The following is a 15,317-nucleotide window of genomic DNA, read 5'->3' on the forward strand; positions in this document are numbered from 1 at the left end:
CAAGCCCGAGCAGCTCAGATTAGCGATAGCGTAATCGGAGAAACCACTCATATCCCGTTGCTCAATTTCAGCAGCAAAGCCGTAATCAAGGCGGTTTGTAAGAATCCCGCGCCCACTATCCAGCGAATCAAATCGGATTTGGTTTCGGCTATTTTCAATTCGAGCCGTAACTCGGTTTCTTTCAAATCCTGTTTGCTGGCTAACTCACGTTGGTGAATTTGTTCCAGGGTTGCATTGACAATTTCCTGAGACAACTCAGCCAATCGTTCCGCTTGCTCGTCGGTAAAGCCAACTTCATGCAGGCGTTTTACAAAGGCATGTGTATCGAACGCCAGCGTAGTCATTACGCCACACCTCGCAACGGATGCGCCGTCAAGCTGCCGCGCCCGTCCTCAGAAATTTCGTCGTCGCTGATTTTAAAGTTGCCCAGTTTCATCGTCAGGTATTTGTCGAAATACGGTTTCAGCTCGCTTTCTATCGACAAATCGTATTCCGGTTTGACGATGTGGGTGGTGCCCCAGGTGACCTTGACGACTTGACCGTCCTTGACCACCAGCTCGCCGTCCTTGAACACGTAATCCGGCTTGGTAAACATCGCCTGTCTGTCGGCATTTTCGGTGTAGACCGTGATGTCGGCGAAGTTGCCGGGAGTCAGTGCGCCACGGTCTTTGAGGCCGATGATGCGGGCCGCGCCGGCGCGGGTCATGATGGCGATTTCGTTCAGCGTGTATTCGCGCTCGATGGATGCCAGCGTGGTCATTTTTTGCGCTTCCGGATGGATGGTCGCCAGCATGTCGTTACGGAAGCTGCGGTCCATCAGCAGACGGATCAAGTGTGGATAGCTGGTGAACGGCGCGCCGTTGGGGTGGTCGGTGGTCAGGAAAATCCGCCAGGGGTCTTCGACCAGCAGGAAGATTTCCAAACCAATCGCCCATTGCAAGGCGTTGACGAAATTTTGGTCTTTGTATTTGAACGGCACCACGCCACAGCCGGCGTCGCATTCGATGTCCATGCACACCCATTTGTTGGGGCTGGCGAAGCGGTGGTTGGCGTGTTGGCGCATATTGTCGCCGGAGGCGGTGACGGTTTGGCCGAACAGGATTTGACCGACGTCGGCGGTGATATTTGGATTGCTGTTGATCGCTTCGGCGATTTGCGCGGCGCCTGAGGAGAATTTGAAGTCGCCCTCGGTACCGTAGCTGTGGAACTGGATGTGGGTCAAATGCATCGGCAAACCTTCCACGCCTTGAATGGTATTCAAGGTGGTGTCGACGTTGCCGGGCACGCCCAGGTTACAGCCATGCACGTGCAGCGGGTGGGTGATGCCCAGTTCTTTCACGGCGCGAGCCAGGGTTTGCAGGATTTGCCTTGGCGTGACGTCGTAATGGCTGTTCTTCTCGTCCAGGTCCAGTTGGCGCTGGTTGAATTTGAAGGCGCTGATGCCGCCGGCGTTGACCACTTTAATGCCGATGCCTTTGGCAGCGTTCAGCGTCCAGGCTACGTAATCGTTGATGGCCTTTTGATCTTTTTTCGCGGTCAGCATGCGCAGCAAAAAGTCGTCGCTGCCCAGCATCACATAGCCGCCCTTATCCACAATCGGCGTATCACCCATTTCCATATGTGCTTGGCGGGCGTTGACCGGCAGCACTGCAGGTTCGAAGCATGCCGTGTAGCCCATTTCCGCGTAGCGATAGCCCGCGACATAGGTGCTGGGCATCGCGTGACCGTTACCGGAGCGAGTAATCGACGTGCGGTGTACCGGGTCGGCGCGGTGGTCTTCCGGCAGCAGGGTACGGGCGATGTTGCCTTTGCCGCCGCCGATGTGGGTGTGCATGTCGATGGCGCCGGACATGACTACTTTGCCGCGCAAATCGTATTCTTGGTCGACCGGGCGGCCGTCTTTCGGCGCGTCGACGATGCGGCCGTCTTGTACATAAATGTCCTGCTGCTGGCCGTCGATGCCGCTGGCCGGGTCGTAAACGGTGCCGCCTGTGAGTTTTATCAGCATGTCGGTATCCTAAAGGGCTTGTTCAATGGCGTGTAGCACTTCGGCGGTGCTAGGCAGGCCGGAATCGCGGAGTTTTTTCAGGCGGATCGCCACTACGTTGTCCAGCCGGTAGGCATGGCCTGCATGGTCGATGCCAGGCGTGCCGACCGGGATGAACACGTCGGGTTCTTTATCGAACACCATGCCGGAGCGGCCAACCACGATGGTGGGTAACTCGGTTATAGGCGGCTTGGCGCTGGCGTTGAAAGCGTTAACCCAAACCAAGGCATCGGCTTCGCCGCTGGCGAGCATGGCCTGGCTGTCGTACAGAAACGGATCGTATTCCGGGTAGCCGCGGGCGAAATTGACCCGCGCCGGATAGCCGGTGGTCCAGCCGCACACCTGGTTGGCGGTCTGGTCGCCTTCCTTGCCGCCGAGCGGGAAACCGGAGCAGCGCGTGCCTTGCAAATTGATGTCCTTGACGATGTTGCAAATGGCTTGCACGGTCAGTTCGGCGTGGTCGTAGGCCAGAGTGCCGGCTCCCCACAACACGACGCTGTATTTAGCGCCGCGCAATTTATCGGCGACGGTTTGCAAGTCGGCGACGGCGATGCCGGCTACGCTTTGCGCCTGTATCGGTTGTTTCTTGACCAGCGCCGATAATACCGCGACGACATCGGGCAGATCGGCATCGGCGCAAGCCAGTACTTGGGCTTTTTGCCCGGACGGTGAGGTGGAGGCGTCGCCGCAGGGCGTTTTACCCAAATAAACGACTTCGCGGGCGGAGGTATCCGGCAGATACATCGCGTCTTCGGTCCACAGATAGCGTTCGAAAAAACGCGGCGCGAAACCCTCCGGCACGGTGCCGACGATGAGCAGCAAGTCGCAACGGTTTTTGATTTCCGCCAAGGTGGTGTTCATCCAGCCGCTATCCTGTAAGGCCAGCAAGTTGCGGCGGGCAATGTTGAAATTCCCGGTATCGACCACGGCACCAGCTTTGTCGGCCAAGGCCAACAGCGCGCGCATGCCGTTGACGTCGGTCGCGCAGCCGCCGATGGCCGGTTGCTTGGTGCCGCGCAGCAATTCGGCCGCTTTAGCCGCTGCCGTTGCCAGGTCTACCGCTTGGCCCTGCACGCGTGGGGATAGGTCGCCGATCGGCTGTTCGAAAGCCGGCGTGTTGACCGCGCAACCGTTGGCGGTCACTTTCAAATTTACGCCTTCCACCCTGATCGTCAGGTCGTCGGTACCGATACCGCAGAACGGGCTGGGTACCTCGGTGATTTCAGTCATCGTGCTGTCCTCAGTCTTTTTTAATGTATTTGAAACGCGGATCGTCCGGCGTGCCTTCGAAGATGCCGTTGGACTCGTTCGCCGCATCCCACTGCAAGACGTCCTCGATTTTCTTGGCCAACGCAAAATCCTTGTCGGTCACGCCTTTGGCGGCGTGAGTGACCAGTTTAACGATCACGAAAGCATAGGAAACCGTCAGGTCCGGGTGGTGCCAGGCTTTTTCCGCCAAATGGCCTACCGTGTTGACTACCATCAACGTGGCTTTCCAACCGCTGGTCTTATATTTGCGGCGAATCCAGCCGTTTTCGTAGTACCAATGCGGTAATTCGCGGCTTAAACGTTCGGCAATTTCGGCTTCGCTGTAAACCTTGGGCGTATCGTGCGGCATCGTCTATCCCCGGGCTAAAGTCAATGCGGCATTCTATCGCACAGTTTGGTCCGGTGTCTTTATGCTGCGGGGCGGCTCAGTCGTTTTAACCAATTTTCCAGCCGCCGCCGAGTCGGATCGCTCATTCGACCGCAAACCGCTTGCCGCCAATCGGGCAAATTGCCCAATTTCCACAGGAGCCAACGGTTGCCGATAATTTTCCGGATAAGTGTCACAGTTTGGCGCTCGCCCGGTACAGATTTTTCTGCGCCGGCCGCTTAACCGGATGAGCGTTGCCGATATCGCTTTCATGCAGACTTCCGCCGTCGATGCGGCCGGTCAGGCGGGGCCGGCAAACGTGGGGCATTGAAAATCCGAGGTTTCGTCTCCAATTCGGCACTGAACTCAACGCCGATAACCGGAGTTCGAAGCCAAAAAACTAACTCAAACGGGGGATAAAAATATGTCTACGATGTCTTTGGAAGCATTATTACGAACCGTGTCCGAGCAGGAAGCCCAGATCGTTGAATTGAAGCGCCAAGTCATGTGGCTGCAATCCTTGCTGGAGAACCAGCGCCGGCTGCATTTGGCGCAAGAATTGGTCCAGATGGTTTGCCAGTATCCGGACAAACTGGACCGGCCGATGGTGGTTTCGACCGAGATACATTGATTCGGCCTGCGCTTGGCGTGAGCGATTTGGTGCGCTTACGCCGGTCCGGGTCTAGCCTTTCGACAGCCACTCGTTGCGCATCTCTTCGACTCGCCGCATCATCTCGTCGAGCGCTTTAACGGATTCCTGATGCAGCGGGTGGGCGCGGTTATGCACCGGATGCTTGGTGTCGTTGAGCAATTCTTCAATGAACCGCTCGTATTCCATCAGTTCGGTGGGTATGGAGTCTGGCTTTTCTTTCATCAGAATAACAAGTTGAATGAAGTGATAAGAACATAAAAAAGCCCACGATAAAGTGGGCTCCGTCCGGTGTTTTTATGTTTTTTGATGGACGCCTACCCGATGTGGCGGTAGGTTAAAGTGTTGCGCTATTTTTCTTGTTATACCGCCGAAGCGGTCGCTTACCTCCTCCCCCTTTTTAAAGATGCGCCGTTGCAAGGCGCATTGACCTGAGTCAAGGTGGGCGCATTCTATTGAAGAAAAATGCGCTTGTCCAGAAAAAACGCGACAATTTGTCGCATAATGAATTTATGGGTTTTACCCGGCGTGCGAATAGCGGCTCGCTGCTACGCTAGTGCTTGATTTCACTGAACTTGCCGCAAAACTGTTGTGCGGTATAAATTGGCCGGAAATTTCTCCGCAACCGGCCGTTGGAGCTTACCCGATGGACACCATTCACCACATTGCCATTCAAGTCGACGATATTCAGCAAAGCGTGGACTGGTACAAAAGCCGCTACCAACTAAAGGTGGCATACCAGGACGAAACCTGGGCTTTGCTGCAATTCGCCAACGTGGCCCTGGCGTTGGTATTGCCCAACCAACACCCGCCGCATTTCGCGATTGTATCCGAGCATGCCGAGGACTACGGCCCGTTGCAAACCCATCGCGACGGCACCGCGTCGGTCTATATCCAGGACCCGGCCGGCAATCAGATCGAGATGATCCGTCTGGCCAAATGACGCCGGTAGTCATACCCGACCGGCTTCCTGCAGCATCGCATAGGCGGCATTAATTCTTCGGGTTTCATCTTCCGCGACCTGCCTGATTTTCGCGCCCAGATTTTCCACCTTGTCCGGGTGGTATTCCGAAATTTTCTTTTTGTAAGCGGTGCGAATGTCCATTGGAATCGCATCGGCCTTGACATCCAGAACGGTAAAGCATTCGTCCAAGGTTTTGATCGCGGTATCGTCTTCCGGCAGTTTGATTTCGGTGATATAGACGTTGCCGTGCGCGTCCACGTCCAATTTAAATTGCGCCGCACATTTGCGGCATTGGGCCTTATTGCTTTTGAGCGGGAGCGTGAATTTGATTTGCTGGGCGCAAGCCGGGCAGGAGATGACCCGGTCGTCGGGATTGGGCTTGGTTACCGCGGGCTTCGGCAATTTCCGCCGCTTTTGTCTGGCGCGGTGCCTGATCAGCAAATAGCTAAAGGCCAGTGCGGCGACGAATGCCGCTATGGCGAAAATAATCGGATTCATTGGCGGGTGGTCTGCGAAGCTTTGAGCGCGGGTTGCCGGTGTCGAAAAGTGTAGACGATACCGGCGCAACCGGCTGCCGCCGCGGCTCGGCTGCCATGTGAAACAGTGCCCGCGCCGCCGCTTGCAGAAAGTTTGGCAGCGCGCTTAAACCTCAGCCCACATCCGCAGCAGGTTATGGTAGCAGCCGGTTAGATTGACCACCGGCTCGCTGTCGCCGCCGGTATTGCGCAATTGCAGGACGGCCATGTCCATTTCGAACAGCAGCCGGCGGCGCTCGGTTTCGCGAACCATGCTTTCCAACCAAAAAAATGACGCCACTCTGGCGCCGCGGGTTACCGGTTCCACCCGATGCAGGCTGGAACCGGGGTACAGCACCATGTCGCCGGCTGCGAGTTTGACGGCGTGCTGGCCGTAGGTGTCTTCGATCACCAGTTCGCCGCCGTCGTAACTGTCCGGATCGGCCAGAAAAATCGTCGCCGACAGGTCGGTGCGCACCCGCTGGCCGGTCACCGGACAATGGCGGACCGCATTGTCGATATGGTTACCGAAGGTGTTGTGTTTGCCCTCGTAACGGTTGAACAAGGGCGGGAAAATGCGCTTGGGCAAGGCCGCCGAGAGGAACAGCGCGTTTCGATTCAAAGCCGCCAGTAACACGGCACGAGCGGCCGCACTCTGTTCCGATTGTTCCGGCAATTGCCAATTGTTTTTGACTTGCGCCGACTGGCTGCCGGCCGTGATGAGGCCATCGGCCCAGGCAGCGTCGGCCAGGATGGCGCGAACTTGGTTAAGTTCGTCCGCGTTCAACACCTCCGGAATTTCGATCAGCATGGTTCAAGCCCCAATCGCATCGAAAGCAAAATAAAGCATCAGGCTCAACGAACCCAAACCCAAGCCGGCCGCGGCCAGCCGGTTGCCGTGCAGCCGGGTCCACAGCAAAGTGCCGGTCAAGCTTAATAAGATCAAGCCGCCAGCCAGCGTATCGACCAACAACACCCAACCCATGCCCATGCCGACGCCCTTGTGCAGATTGTTCAAGGTTTGCAACAGGTTGGCATCGCTTTGTTTGACCGTGACGAAGGCGTTGCCTTCCCAATATTCTGCCGACAACAGGTGTTGCGGGTTGCGCAAATTGATTTGCCACGACGCCGGCTGTTGTACCGGCTGGTTATTCCAGGTCACGGTCTTGCCCGGCTCTTTACGCGCCCTGGCGTGGCTGGTATCGACGTTGAGGGTTTGGCCCAGCCAGGCCGCCAACGCTTTCGGGTCGGCCGGTTTCGGCTCGGGCAGGGCCATCTGGATTTCCTTGGGTTCCATGCGGCCAATCGGTATTTTCAAGATGTCGCGATGATTCATCAAAATCCCGGTAAAGCCAAACAACAGGCCCAGTGTCGCCCCCCACAGTCCGAACCAGGCATGGGTGCGGCGCAGCCATTTTAAAAATGCGCCGCGGGACAGGCTTCTCGGCAAAAAAAGATAGCCGCCGTTGGTTTTCTGCGGCGGGCGGTTGGCTGGCTTAGACAAAATTTCGGCGCTGCTATTCATGGCGATTTACCCAATAAAGCGGAATCAGGTTACGGGAAACGCCGGCTTCGGCGTTTCCCGGCAAGGTTAATATTTGAAACTGACGGTCAATTGGCCGGACACCGGGCTACCCGGCAGAGCCGAGTTTTGCTGGCCCGACTCGTAATACACCGTATCGGTCAGGTTGAACACGTTCAGTTGCACATCGTAATGCTTCTGGTGGTAAGCCACCACTGCGTCCAACCGGGCATAGCCGGGCAGCACGGCTTCGTTGACGTTGTCGGCGTAACGGTGGCTGGCGTAAAACACGCCGCCGCCGATTTCCCAATGGTCGGTTAAATGGTAAGTGGTCCAGGCCACGCCGCTATCCTCCGGCACGTTGACCGGCGTCATGCCCAGAAAGGATTTGACCGCGCCGCTGACCGAGCCGGTGGCCGTTGACGTTGATTTGGTAATTTCCGCATCGAGGTGGGCATAGGTGATCGATGCATCCCAGTTCGGCATGATTTCTCCGGCCAAGCCCAGCTCGAAGCCGTCGGTGCGTTGCTCGCCGGCCAAAATTTGCAAATTTGGGTCTAGCGGCGACGTGGTGCGGGCGTTGGTTTTTTCCAGGCGGAATATCGCGGCGGTGGCCGACAGTTTGCCGTCGAACAAATCCCACTTGGCACCGATCTCGTAATTGTGGTTTTGCTCGGGCGGCAGGTTGGCGTTGTTGGCCGACAAACTCAGGCTTTCCGCCGACGGATTGAAGGATTTGCCGTAGCTGAAGTAGTAAGACTGCTCCTTGCTGGGTTGCCAGATAATGCCGCCGCGCGGGCTCCATTGCGAGACGCTGGAATCGAAATTGCCGGTGCTGATCCGGTCGATTTGCTGGGCTTCGAATACGTCGTAACGAGTGCCACCGAGGATTTTCCATTCCGGCGTGATTTCGAATTGGTCCATCAAATAGCCGGCGTAGGTTTGAGCCCGAGTCAAGCGGTTGGTGGCCAAAACGCCGCTGAAGTCGTAAGCCAGGCCGCTGGTGCTGGCCGTGATGCGCGGATCGAACACCGAGACTCGGCTCAAGCCGGTCGAGTTTTTGGATTTGAAGTCGTACTCTTCCCAACCGAATTCGCTGCCGAACATCAAGGTATTGACGTGGCCGAACAGCGGTTTCTTGTACACGAAGTCGGTCTGGTTATAGACGTTTTCCTGCGTGTTCAGCCGCAAGGCCTGGCTGCGGTTGATGGTGCCGGCATTGACGCCGGAAAGCGCCGCGGCTCCCGAATAGAGATGAGTCAGGTATTTACGCTCGTAGTCGCCGTAACGCACAGTGTTTTTCACCGAAAAATCCTGGTTGAAGCGGTGGGTCAGGGCGACGGTGGCGACGTTGACGTCAGTGTCCATCATCCGGTTGTCGTAATAACCGTAGAAGGTATTGATCGGCACGTCGGCCGGTCGGCCGTTATACATCGGTACGCCGTAGTCGAAGACGCCGTCTTCCTGTTGGTGCAACAGATTCAAGGTCAAGTCGGTGTCGGCCGTAATATCCCATTTGAACGACGGCGCGATGCCCCAGCGGTTGGTGTAGTTGTAGTCGCGGAACGAATCGGCATCCTGGTACAGCACATTCAAACGTGCGCCAAAATCCTGGTATTTGGTTTCGGCGTCGATGGTGGTGCGTTTGAAGTCGTACAGGCCGTAGGTAAAGTTACCGGTGATGCCGGTTTTGCCCGTGGGCTTTTTGAACACCTGGTTGATCACGCCGCCGGTGGCGCCGCGGCCGAACAGAATCGACGATGCGCCCTTCAGCACTTCGGCGCGTTCTATGAAAAACGTATCGCGGGCATACTGGCCGTTGTCCTTGACCCCGTCCAGATATTGGTCGGAGTTGGCGGAAAAACCGCGCAGCGTGATCGAGTCGCCGGTACGGCCGCCTTCGCCGGCGGCGATGGTCAGGCCGCTGACGTTGCGCAAAGCGTCGCGCAAATTAAAGGCGTTTTGCGATTCGATCAATTCTTCCTTGACCACGCTGATCGATTGCGGAATGTCGCGAATCGCCATTTCGGTTTTACTGCCGGTGGTCGAGGTGTCGGCCTTGAACCGGTTGACCGGTTTGTCGCGGTTGGCTTTGACCTTAACGTCGTCCAGCACCACTTCTTGGTCGGGATCGGCGGCTTGCTCGGCCGGCGGCGCGGCTAAAGCCATGCCGCTCAAGGCTGCGCCAAGCGGCAATAAGGCGCCCAGCCGCCACTTGGCGTTGCCGGATTTAGTACGGAGTTGTTTGGTGTCGGACATACGTTCCCCTAAGTTGGCATGATTCGGTTGGCTGCCTGGCGAGGAACGCTGGGTGGCTATTTCAGTGTTGCGATTCTTGTCTCCGGCGCGGTTGACGGCGGAAGATCGGACTATTGAGAACTTGGATAAAAACAGCGTTGCTGGAATCGTTCTCAAATAATAACGATTCTCATTTTATGTGTTTCGTTTTGATTGTCAACCGTTGCTCAAGCGCAACAAGTTGCAATGGACGCCGTTTTTGGTGGCCTAATCCACAGGCCACAGAGCCGGCGTGGAAGGTGCTATTTCTATTCGAAATTCCGGCGAGCTTGGGTTTGGTGCGGCCAAGCTTGATCAATTCCTCGAACTGATCCGGCATTGTTGGGTGCGGCGAAAAAAATAATTTCATCGCAACAAGGGAAAAAGCTTTACTGTGCAAATGAGAATAATTATCATTTGTTTCAAATTCACTGCCTGTCAGTACCCGTGAAACGACTATTTTCATTTTTAGACAAAGCGGATTGTGTCAATCTGGCGATTGCACCGGACGTGCTGGCGGCGTTGGTCGAAAAAGGCCAACTGCACGCCACCGATTTTCGTTGCCTGGATCTGGGTTCCAAGCAAATCGTTTGGAAGATGTTTTTAGGATTAGCCGCGGCCAAACTAGGCGGCCGGCAGCGCCAGACGGAACTTTCACTTAACTTGAGGAACCAGCGATGAGCAAGAAACCCTGCAACCACGAATACCTGGCGGCGACCGAATTCGGTAAGGCGCAAATCTGCCGCGAATGCGGCGTCGTCCATCTGCACATCCAGAATTTGACGATGCGCTTCGAAGTGGCGGATTTTCTTGGATTGGCCGATACGCTGGCCGATGCGGCAATCCAGGCCAGAACCGGCGACAAGGAAAAAGCCAAACGCGCCGGCTTTACCGTGCTCAAATCCAGCCAACGTTTGAACTAGGCGTGCGGCCATGCGTTACCATCCGCAGGCGCTTGTCATCGCCATTCTGTCGGCAACGATAGGATTCAGCTTCGTCGTTAACGTCCTGTTTCCGCAGACCAGCGCGGAGATTTTCGCCGCGTTGACCGACGACGCGGCGCCCATCGTCTGGCTGGCCTTGCTGCTGACGCTGATTGCATTGGCGTTTTTCGTCAAAGCCAACAAACCCATCATCGACAAGGTATTGAGCGGCCGGGCAACGCCGGCGGAAGTCTGGCGCTCGTTTGCCAAACCCGGCGCCAGCCAATCCCGCAAGCGCGATTAAGTAGCCGTTATTGGCTGGGCTCACCCTGGGCTTTAACTGCGACGGTCGGCAGGGTCGTGACGCTATCGGTTTTGGCGGCGTATGCGCCGGGCTGGCTGTATAAAAAGAGGAACGTCGCGGCAACTGCCGGCGCGACACCGGGCACTTTGGTCAATGACATGGCTTGCTTCACCTTGGGTCAATTTAATAGGTTAGGCTGCCTGGCACGGGGCTGGGGGGCGGTGGGTGGTTGTTACATCGTTGTTTTCTCGGTTTTTATGGCTGGATGCGTGCTCGGGGCAGTCTATGGGTTCTCACGCGGAAGCATGGAAACCGGAGAAACAAAGCCCCGCAGCTGGTAGGCGGCCGATGTTGGTTGCCCCTGGCTTTCCGCCGTCCAACCGTCGCGTGCGGTGAGGTAACGAACCGCACGGAATAAAGTAAGCCGTTTCGCGAAGGGTGCGGTTCGCAAGCTCACCGGTATCTATGTCAGCGGATGTTGCGAGCAGAGGTAGGGTGGGCAAAATTGCCCACCATTCAAATCCGCGTGGGCATAAAGCTCGTGCCCTCCCTACGGGACCAAGAGGTGCGTCGAAGGCGCGTCCCAGCGACCAAAGGGAGCGAACTTGAGCGCAGGGCTAGGGTTATTCCTTGTAAAGGCCAATAAGCTTTTCATAGGTGATTTCCGTTGCATCGTAGCCTGATTTTGAGCGTGAACTGACAGTGAAAATAAGAAAGAACTCGCCTTCTTCGCCATAGGTTACGCGCTCCCAATTACCAGAGCCCTTTGGAATAAACAAGAAAGACTTGAATTGCTTTCCATCAGCCGTGACAAGAGATTTAACTTCCCGAATTTCAACTCCCGGCACATTTGCCAAGAAATCTTTTTTGTCTCTCGCTATGAGCATTTCGAGGGATTTTATCTCGGGATCGCGAGGCTTAAAGATGGCCTTTGCGTACATGACGGTCTCGCTATTCGAGAACGTGGAATTGTCTGAGGCTAGTGCGTTCACGCTGAGGTGAAAGCTGGCATCTTTGTCTTGATGCCAGCCCGCAATACTGGGCAATTTTGGCCACCAATAAAACGACATTCCTTTTTCGCCAGGAATGGCAATCTTTTCAATATCCGCTTGCGCACTTGGGGCAGCGAACAAAAGAGCTATGAAGAATAATGGAAGGCGGCGCATGAGAACCATAACTAGTAATTAAACAGTTTCCGTATATCACCAAGCTAATACTCATTTCTGCAATAACTGATTGGTTAGCATGGAATTTTCCTATTCGTATACCGTTCGGCAATTAAAACCAATGACCGGTAACGGAGCAAGCGGCGTCATTGAATCACTGGATCGACCGATTGCCACAGGGCTTGCGTTGGCTGCCAGTTTATTCGATTCCAGTTCCGATAACACCATTGTCACGCCGGATAAATCTGTGGCATTGAATCGTAAGGTGCCGCCATCCCTGGCGGCTTTTGTTAACGCATTCCTCCGAACACGCTAAATCGGTCAACAATCCGGGGCGGCCGATTGCCTGCCGCATTACCGCAGACCTCTTTATCCCGCCAAGCCCGGCGCCACTTGCCGCCGCGGAATCACCAACGGCGCCGCCGGGATTTGCGGATGGCTGGCGATGCTGACCGGGTAAGCGAATACTTGCCGGATCAGCTCGCTGTTCAGGGTTTGCGCGGGCGTGCCGATGGCGGCCAGCCGGCCTTGGTGCAACAGGGCGATGCGGTCGGCGTACAGCGCGGCCAGGTTCAGGTCGTGCAATACCGCCAGCACCCCGGCCTGTTGTTCGTCGGCGAAGCGGCGGGCGATGGCCAACACCGCGTGCTGGTGGGCCAGGTCCAGCGCCGAGGTGGGTTCGTCCAGCAATAAATAGCGGTGCAGCGGGTCTTGCGGCTCCCATATTTGCGCCAGCACCCGCGCCAGTTGCACCCGTTGGCGTTCGCCGCCGGACAGCGTGGTGTAGATGCGCTCGGCCAGATGGCCGGTATCGGTCATCGCCAGCGCCTGTTCGGCGATGGCCCGGTTTTGCGCGGCGTTGTGGGTTTTGCGTTGCGGGCTGCGGCCCATCAGCGCCACGTCGCGCACCGTGAAGCGGAAGGCCAGTCCGGCACTTTGCGGCAACACGCCGCGCAGCAAGGCCGCCTGTTGCGGCGGCCATTCCGCCAGCGGCCGGCCGTTCATCAATACTTGGCCGGCGAACGGCACCAGCTCGCCGCTCAAGGCCCGCAGCAGGCTGGATTTGCCGGCGCCGTTCGGGCCGGCCACGGCCAGCACTTCGCCGGGGAGCAGTTCCAGCGTCACGTCGTCCAGCAAGGTTTTCGCGCCGGCGCGCAGGGTCAGGGCTATGGCTTGCAGCATGTCAATGGCCCATTAGTTTTTGGCGGAACAGCAGCCACAGAAAAAACGGACTGCCGAGCAGGCCGGTGACGATGCCGATTGGGATTTCGGCCGGTGCCGCCAAAGTGCGTGCCAGATAATCGGCGCAGATCAGCAATAAGGCGCCGAGCAGCGCCGACGCCGGCAACAGCCAGCGGTGGTCCGGCCCCAGCGCCAGCCGCAATAGGTGCGGCACCACCAGGCCGACGAAGCCGATCACACCGGACAAGGCCACCGCCGCGCCGACACCGAGCGCGACCAGGGCCACCACGCCGGTTTTGATGCGTTCCACCGGAAAACCCAGGTGGCCGGCTTCGGCCTCGCCGAGCAGCAAGGCGTTCAAGGCATCGGCCAACCACGGCAACAGCAGCAGATTGGCGAGTAAAAACGGCGCGCCGATGGCGACCCCGTCCCAGCCGGCGCCGTTCAGGCTGCCCAGGCTCCAGAAGGTCAAGCTGCGCAACTGGTCGTCGTCGGCCAGATACACCAGCAAGCCGGTGGCCGAGCCGGCCAGCGCGTTGATCGCGATGCCGGACAACAGCAGCGAGGCCACGTCCAGCCGCTCGCCGCTGTCGGCCAGCCGGTACACCAGCCAACTGACCCCAAAACCGCCGGCGATGGCCGCGACCGGCGATAAATAGGCACCGAACGCGCCGGCCACGGCGCCGAACAGGCTGTCGCGCAACACGATGACCGCCACCGCGGCCAGTGCCGCGCCGCTGGAAACGCCGATCAAGACCGGATCGGACAGCGGATTGCGGAACAAGCCCTGCATCGCCGCACCGGATGCGGCCAAGGCGCCGCCGACCAATAAGCCCAGCACCAGGCGCGGCGCGCGGATCGCCAGCAACACCGTTTGCTGGTCGGCGCCGAAGGTCCAGGGTAGGGCGATACCGAAGCGGTCGGCGACGATGGCGGCGGCTTGGCCGGCCGAGATTGCGACTGCGCCGCTGCCCAGCGCGGCCAAGGCGGCGACGGCCAGCAGCAGTGCCAGTAGCCAGCAAAGGCCGGCGCGAGTCAAGGTCGGTTTTAGCCGAAGACGCGGTCCGGCTGTCGCGGTCGCGGCATGGACGGTCATCGGCCGGCTCCGGCGTCGGCAGCGACAGCCGGCTCGCCGTGCAGTTGTTTGGCCAGTTCCAGCACGGCCTGGCCGCTGTGCAAACCAAAGCCGAGCAAAGCCAGGGTATCGACGATAAAGACTTTACGCTGCCGGCCGGCTGGGGTTTGGGCGATGCCGGGTTGTCGGTAGAACGCCTCCAGGCCGCCGATGGCGTTGGCGGCCACGTCGGTTAACAGAATCACGTCCGGCGCGGCGGCGACCATCGCTTCCGTGCCTATCGGTTTGTTGCCTTGCAACTCGCCGACGGCGTTGGTGGCGCCGGCCAGCGTTAACACCGCGTCGGCGGCGGTGCCATGTCCGGACGCCAGCGGCGCGCCGTGAGCGACCGCCATCAAAAACAGCACCTTGGGCTGATCGCCGCGTTGCGCGCGCCACTGCGCCAATCGCTCGAAGTCGGCTTGCACCTGCTTGACCAGCGACCGGCCTTGCTCGGGTTTATCCAGCAAGGTGGCGATGGCGCCGATTTTGGCGGCAATGCCGGCGGCGGAATAATCCTCGGCCAGCGTTTCGATGCGCACGCCGGCCGCGCGCAATTGCTCCAGCACCGCCGGTGGCCCGGCGTGGGCGCTGGCCAGCAGCAGGTCCGGGCGCAGCGACAGCACGCCTTCGGCGGATAAGGTGCGCATGTAGCCGACTTGCGGCAACGCCTTGGCGGCGGCCGGCGTCAGGCTGGTGCTGTCGACGCCGACCAGGCGCTCGGCGCCGTCCAGTGCGTAGACGATTTCGGTCAGCGCGCCGCCGACCGAGACGATGCGGTTTGGCCCGGCATTGGCCGGCGCGGTCGCCGAAAGGCAGAGGAGCGCAACGGATGCGGCTCTGACAAGTTTATGCATTAGCAGGCTGGTGAAAAACCCACTGATATTTCCCCTTACCCACGGTTTCCGTGATTTTTTCGTGTTGAAATCGGTCATGACATCGAGTTTCAACCGTTTTGCCCCTGTTTCAAGGGCTTTTTATTCGCCTGAAGCCGTCTGTGGACGGTTTTCAGGCGCAC

General features: G+C 58.1%; 21 protein-coding genes. 5 read left to right on the forward strand and 16 right to left on the reverse strand.

From position 1 onward, the window contains the following. Positions 1 to 47: 47 nt before the first annotated feature. The 5 genes from MKFW12EY_RS03290 to MKFW12EY_RS23165 all read right to left on the reverse strand — a co-directional run bounded on the left by MKFW12EY_RS03290 (position 48) and on the right by MKFW12EY_RS23165 (position 4,011). Positions 48 to 344, reverse strand: a complete 297-nt coding sequence (locus MKFW12EY_RS03290) for a coiled-coil domain-containing protein (RefSeq protein ID WP_054761284.1) — start codon at positions 342 to 344, stop codon at positions 48 to 50. Next, positions 344 to 2,008: a formylmethanofuran dehydrogenase subunit A gene (locus MKFW12EY_RS03295; RefSeq protein ID WP_054761282.1), complete on the reverse strand. Its 1,665-nt coding sequence runs from the start codon at positions 2,006 to 2,008 to the stop codon at positions 344 to 346. The genes MKFW12EY_RS03290 and MKFW12EY_RS03295 overlap by 1 nt, the downstream gene beginning before the upstream one ends. A gap of 9 nt (positions 2,009 to 2,017) precedes the next feature. Then, positions 2,018 to 3,277, reverse strand: coding sequence for a formylmethanofuran dehydrogenase subunit B (locus MKFW12EY_RS03300; protein WP_054761280.1), 1,260 nt, complete (start codon positions 3,275 to 3,277; stop codon positions 2,018 to 2,020). Positions 3,278 to 3,287: 10 nt separating this feature from the next. Continuing rightward, a complete protein-coding gene (locus MKFW12EY_RS03305; RefSeq protein ID WP_054761278.1) occupies positions 3,288 to 3,665 on the reverse strand; it encodes a 4a-hydroxytetrahydrobiopterin dehydratase in 378 nt (125 codons plus the stop codon). Positions 3,666 to 3,876: 211 nt separating this feature from the next. Beyond that, a complete protein-coding gene (locus tag MKFW12EY_RS23165) occupies positions 3,877 to 4,011 on the reverse strand; it encodes a hypothetical protein (protein WP_256360821.1) in 135 nt (44 codons plus the stop codon). A 96-nt stretch (positions 4,012 to 4,107) separates the two neighbouring features. On the opposite strand from MKFW12EY_RS23165, the gene MKFW12EY_RS03310 reads away from it, so the two are divergent. Beyond that, positions 4,108 to 4,314 (forward strand): hypothetical protein, encoded by a 207-nt coding sequence (locus tag MKFW12EY_RS03310; RefSeq protein ID WP_054761276.1) that lies wholly within the window; start codon positions 4,108 to 4,110, stop codon positions 4,312 to 4,314. 51 nt (positions 4,315 to 4,365) lie between these two features. Here MKFW12EY_RS03310 and MKFW12EY_RS03315 read toward each other — a convergent pair whose 3' ends face one another. After that, entirely contained in the window at positions 4,366 to 4,557 is a 192-nt protein-coding gene (locus tag MKFW12EY_RS03315) for a hypothetical protein (RefSeq protein WP_064040978.1), read from the reverse strand. Between the two features lie 421 nt (positions 4,558 to 4,978). Between MKFW12EY_RS03315 and MKFW12EY_RS03320 the strand changes: the two genes are divergently transcribed. Further along, positions 4,979 to 5,275 (forward strand): VOC family protein, encoded by a 297-nt coding sequence (locus MKFW12EY_RS03320; RefSeq protein WP_054761308.1) that lies wholly within the window; start codon positions 4,979 to 4,981, stop codon positions 5,273 to 5,275. A gap of 9 nt (positions 5,276 to 5,284) precedes the next feature. Here MKFW12EY_RS03320 and MKFW12EY_RS03325 read toward each other — a convergent pair whose 3' ends face one another. The 5 genes from MKFW12EY_RS03325 to MKFW12EY_RS03345 form a co-directional block, all read right to left on the reverse strand. Then, the gene (locus MKFW12EY_RS03325; protein ID WP_054761274.1) at positions 5,285 to 5,794 is read right to left on the reverse strand and encodes a J domain-containing protein; all 510 of its coding nucleotides are present in this window, start codon (positions 5,792 to 5,794) and stop codon (positions 5,285 to 5,287) included. Positions 5,795 to 5,938: 144 nt separating this feature from the next. Further along, positions 5,939 to 6,622, reverse strand: coding sequence for a Fe2+-dependent dioxygenase (locus MKFW12EY_RS03330; protein WP_221054002.1), 684 nt, complete (start codon positions 6,620 to 6,622; stop codon positions 5,939 to 5,941). A 3-nt stretch (positions 6,623 to 6,625) separates the two neighbouring features. Then, positions 6,626 to 7,336 (reverse strand): PepSY-associated TM helix domain-containing protein, encoded by a 711-nt coding sequence (locus MKFW12EY_RS03335; protein ID WP_221054003.1) that lies wholly within the window; start codon positions 7,334 to 7,336, stop codon positions 6,626 to 6,628. A 66-nt stretch (positions 7,337 to 7,402) separates the two neighbouring features. Further along, complete coding sequence (locus MKFW12EY_RS03340) at positions 7,403 to 9,592, reverse strand: TonB-dependent receptor (protein ID WP_221054004.1); 2,190 nt, start codon at positions 9,590 to 9,592, stop codon at positions 7,403 to 7,405. 169 nt (positions 9,593 to 9,761) lie between these two features. Continuing rightward, positions 9,762 to 10,076, reverse strand: coding sequence for a hypothetical protein (locus MKFW12EY_RS03345; protein ID WP_221054005.1), 315 nt, complete (start codon positions 10,074 to 10,076; stop codon positions 9,762 to 9,764). Positions 10,077 to 10,287: 211 nt separating this feature from the next. On the opposite strand from MKFW12EY_RS03345, the gene MKFW12EY_RS03350 reads away from it, so the two are divergent. Together MKFW12EY_RS03350 and MKFW12EY_RS03355 are read left to right on the forward strand one after the other, a co-directional pair. Beyond that, the gene (locus tag MKFW12EY_RS03350) at positions 10,288 to 10,533 is read left to right on the forward strand and encodes a hypothetical protein (RefSeq protein WP_054761270.1); all 246 of its coding nucleotides are present in this window, start codon (positions 10,288 to 10,290) and stop codon (positions 10,531 to 10,533) included. A 10-nt stretch (positions 10,534 to 10,543) separates the two neighbouring features. Continuing rightward, on the forward strand, positions 10,544 to 10,837 hold the full coding sequence (locus MKFW12EY_RS03355) for a hypothetical protein (RefSeq protein WP_221054006.1): 294 nt from the start codon (positions 10,544 to 10,546) through the stop codon (positions 10,835 to 10,837). A gap of 7 nt (positions 10,838 to 10,844) precedes the next feature. Here the strand turns inward: MKFW12EY_RS03355 and MKFW12EY_RS03360 are convergent, their stop codons facing one another. Then, on the reverse strand, positions 10,845 to 10,997 hold the full coding sequence (locus tag MKFW12EY_RS03360) for a hypothetical protein (protein ID WP_157199346.1): 153 nt from the start codon (positions 10,995 to 10,997) through the stop codon (positions 10,845 to 10,847). Between the two features lie 463 nt (positions 10,998 to 11,460). Continuing rightward, the gene (locus MKFW12EY_RS03365) at positions 11,461 to 12,003 is read right to left on the reverse strand and encodes a hypothetical protein (protein WP_157199345.1); all 543 of its coding nucleotides are present in this window, start codon (positions 12,001 to 12,003) and stop codon (positions 11,461 to 11,463) included. A 79-nt stretch (positions 12,004 to 12,082) separates the two neighbouring features. On the opposite strand from MKFW12EY_RS03365, the gene MKFW12EY_RS03370 reads away from it, so the two are divergent. Beyond that, positions 12,083 to 12,319 (forward strand): hypothetical protein, encoded by a 237-nt coding sequence (locus MKFW12EY_RS03370; protein ID WP_157199344.1) that lies wholly within the window; start codon positions 12,083 to 12,085, stop codon positions 12,317 to 12,319. Positions 12,320 to 12,372: 53 nt separating this feature from the next. Here MKFW12EY_RS03370 and MKFW12EY_RS03375 read toward each other — a convergent pair whose 3' ends face one another. The 3 genes from MKFW12EY_RS03375 to MKFW12EY_RS03385 are packed head-to-tail and all read right to left on the reverse strand — an operon-like array spanning position 12,373 to position 15,156. Further along, positions 12,373 to 13,185, reverse strand: coding sequence for a heme ABC transporter ATP-binding protein (locus MKFW12EY_RS03375; protein ID WP_221054007.1), 813 nt, complete (start codon positions 13,183 to 13,185; stop codon positions 12,373 to 12,375). Position 13,186: 1 nt separating this feature from the next. Next, entirely contained in the window at positions 13,187 to 14,281 is a 1,095-nt protein-coding gene (locus tag MKFW12EY_RS03380; RefSeq protein ID WP_221054008.1) for a FecCD family ABC transporter permease, read from the reverse strand. Continuing rightward, a complete protein-coding gene (locus tag MKFW12EY_RS03385) occupies positions 14,278 to 15,156 on the reverse strand; it encodes a heme/hemin ABC transporter substrate-binding protein (protein ID WP_221054009.1) in 879 nt (292 codons plus the stop codon). Before MKFW12EY_RS03385 ends, MKFW12EY_RS03380 begins: the two co-directional genes overlap by 4 nt. Between the last annotated feature and the right edge of the window lie 161 nt (positions 15,157 to 15,317).

This window comes from Methylomonas koyamae (genome assembly GCF_019669905.1).
GTDB classification, from domain to species: Bacteria; Pseudomonadota; Gammaproteobacteria; order Methylococcales; family Methylomonadaceae; genus Methylomonas; species Methylomonas koyamae.

Excerpts from the sequence above, each read along its gene's own strand:
- MKFW12EY_RS03290 (WP_054761284.1), bottom strand. The coding sequence starts at position 344 with ATGACTACGCTGGCGTTCGATACACATGCCTTTGTAAAACGCCTGCAT.
- MKFW12EY_RS03295 (WP_054761282.1), bottom strand. The coding sequence starts at position 2,008 with ATGCTGATAAAACTCACAGGCGGCACCGTTTACGACCCGGCCAGCGGC.
- MKFW12EY_RS03300 (WP_054761280.1), bottom strand. The coding sequence starts at position 3,277 with ATGACTGAAATCACCGAGGTACCCAGCCCGTTCTGCGGTATCGGTACC.
- MKFW12EY_RS03305 (WP_054761278.1), bottom strand. The coding sequence starts at position 3,665 with ATGCCGCACGATACGCCCAAGGTTTACAGCGAAGCCGAAATTGCCGAA.
- MKFW12EY_RS23165 (WP_256360821.1), bottom strand. The coding sequence starts at position 4,011 with ATGCCCCACGTTTGCCGGCCCCGCCTGACCGGCCGCATCGACGGCGGA.
- MKFW12EY_RS03310 (WP_054761276.1), top strand. The coding sequence starts at position 4,108 with ATGTCTACGATGTCTTTGGAAGCATTATTACGAACCGTGTCCGAGCAG.
- MKFW12EY_RS03315 (WP_064040978.1), bottom strand. The coding sequence starts at position 4,557 with ATGAAAGAAAAGCCAGACTCCATACCCACCGAACTGATGGAATACGAG.
- MKFW12EY_RS03320 (WP_054761308.1), top strand. The coding sequence starts at position 4,979 with ATGGACACCATTCACCACATTGCCATTCAAGTCGACGATATTCAGCAA.
- MKFW12EY_RS03325 (WP_054761274.1), bottom strand. The coding sequence starts at position 5,794 with ATGAATCCGATTATTTTCGCCATAGCGGCATTCGTCGCCGCACTGGCC.
- MKFW12EY_RS03330 (WP_221054002.1), bottom strand. The coding sequence starts at position 6,622 with ATGCTGATCGAAATTCCGGAGGTGTTGAACGCGGACGAACTTAACCAA.
- MKFW12EY_RS03335 (WP_221054003.1), bottom strand. The coding sequence starts at position 7,336 with ATGAATAGCAGCGCCGAAATTTTGTCTAAGCCAGCCAACCGCCCGCCG.
- MKFW12EY_RS03340 (WP_221054004.1), bottom strand. The coding sequence starts at position 9,592 with ATGTCCGACACCAAACAACTCCGTACTAAATCCGGCAACGCCAAGTGG.
- MKFW12EY_RS03345 (WP_221054005.1), bottom strand. The coding sequence starts at position 10,076 with ATGAAAATAGTCGTTTCACGGGTACTGACAGGCAGTGAATTTGAAACA.
- MKFW12EY_RS03350 (WP_054761270.1), top strand. The coding sequence starts at position 10,288 with ATGAGCAAGAAACCCTGCAACCACGAATACCTGGCGGCGACCGAATTC.
- MKFW12EY_RS03355 (WP_221054006.1), top strand. The coding sequence starts at position 10,544 with ATGCGTTACCATCCGCAGGCGCTTGTCATCGCCATTCTGTCGGCAACG.
- MKFW12EY_RS03360 (WP_157199346.1), bottom strand. The coding sequence starts at position 10,997 with ATGTCATTGACCAAAGTGCCCGGTGTCGCGCCGGCAGTTGCCGCGACG.
- MKFW12EY_RS03365 (WP_157199345.1), bottom strand. The coding sequence starts at position 12,003 with ATGCGCCGCCTTCCATTATTCTTCATAGCTCTTTTGTTCGCTGCCCCA.
- MKFW12EY_RS03370 (WP_157199344.1), top strand. The coding sequence starts at position 12,083 with ATGGAATTTTCCTATTCGTATACCGTTCGGCAATTAAAACCAATGACC.
- MKFW12EY_RS03375 (WP_221054007.1), bottom strand. The coding sequence starts at position 13,185 with ATGCTGCAAGCCATAGCCCTGACCCTGCGCGCCGGCGCGAAAACCTTG.
- MKFW12EY_RS03380 (WP_221054008.1), bottom strand. The coding sequence starts at position 14,281 with ATGACCGTCCATGCCGCGACCGCGACAGCCGGACCGCGTCTTCGGCTA.
- MKFW12EY_RS03385 (WP_221054009.1), bottom strand. The coding sequence starts at position 15,156 with ATGCATAAACTTGTCAGAGCCGCATCCGTTGCGCTCCTCTGCCTTTCG.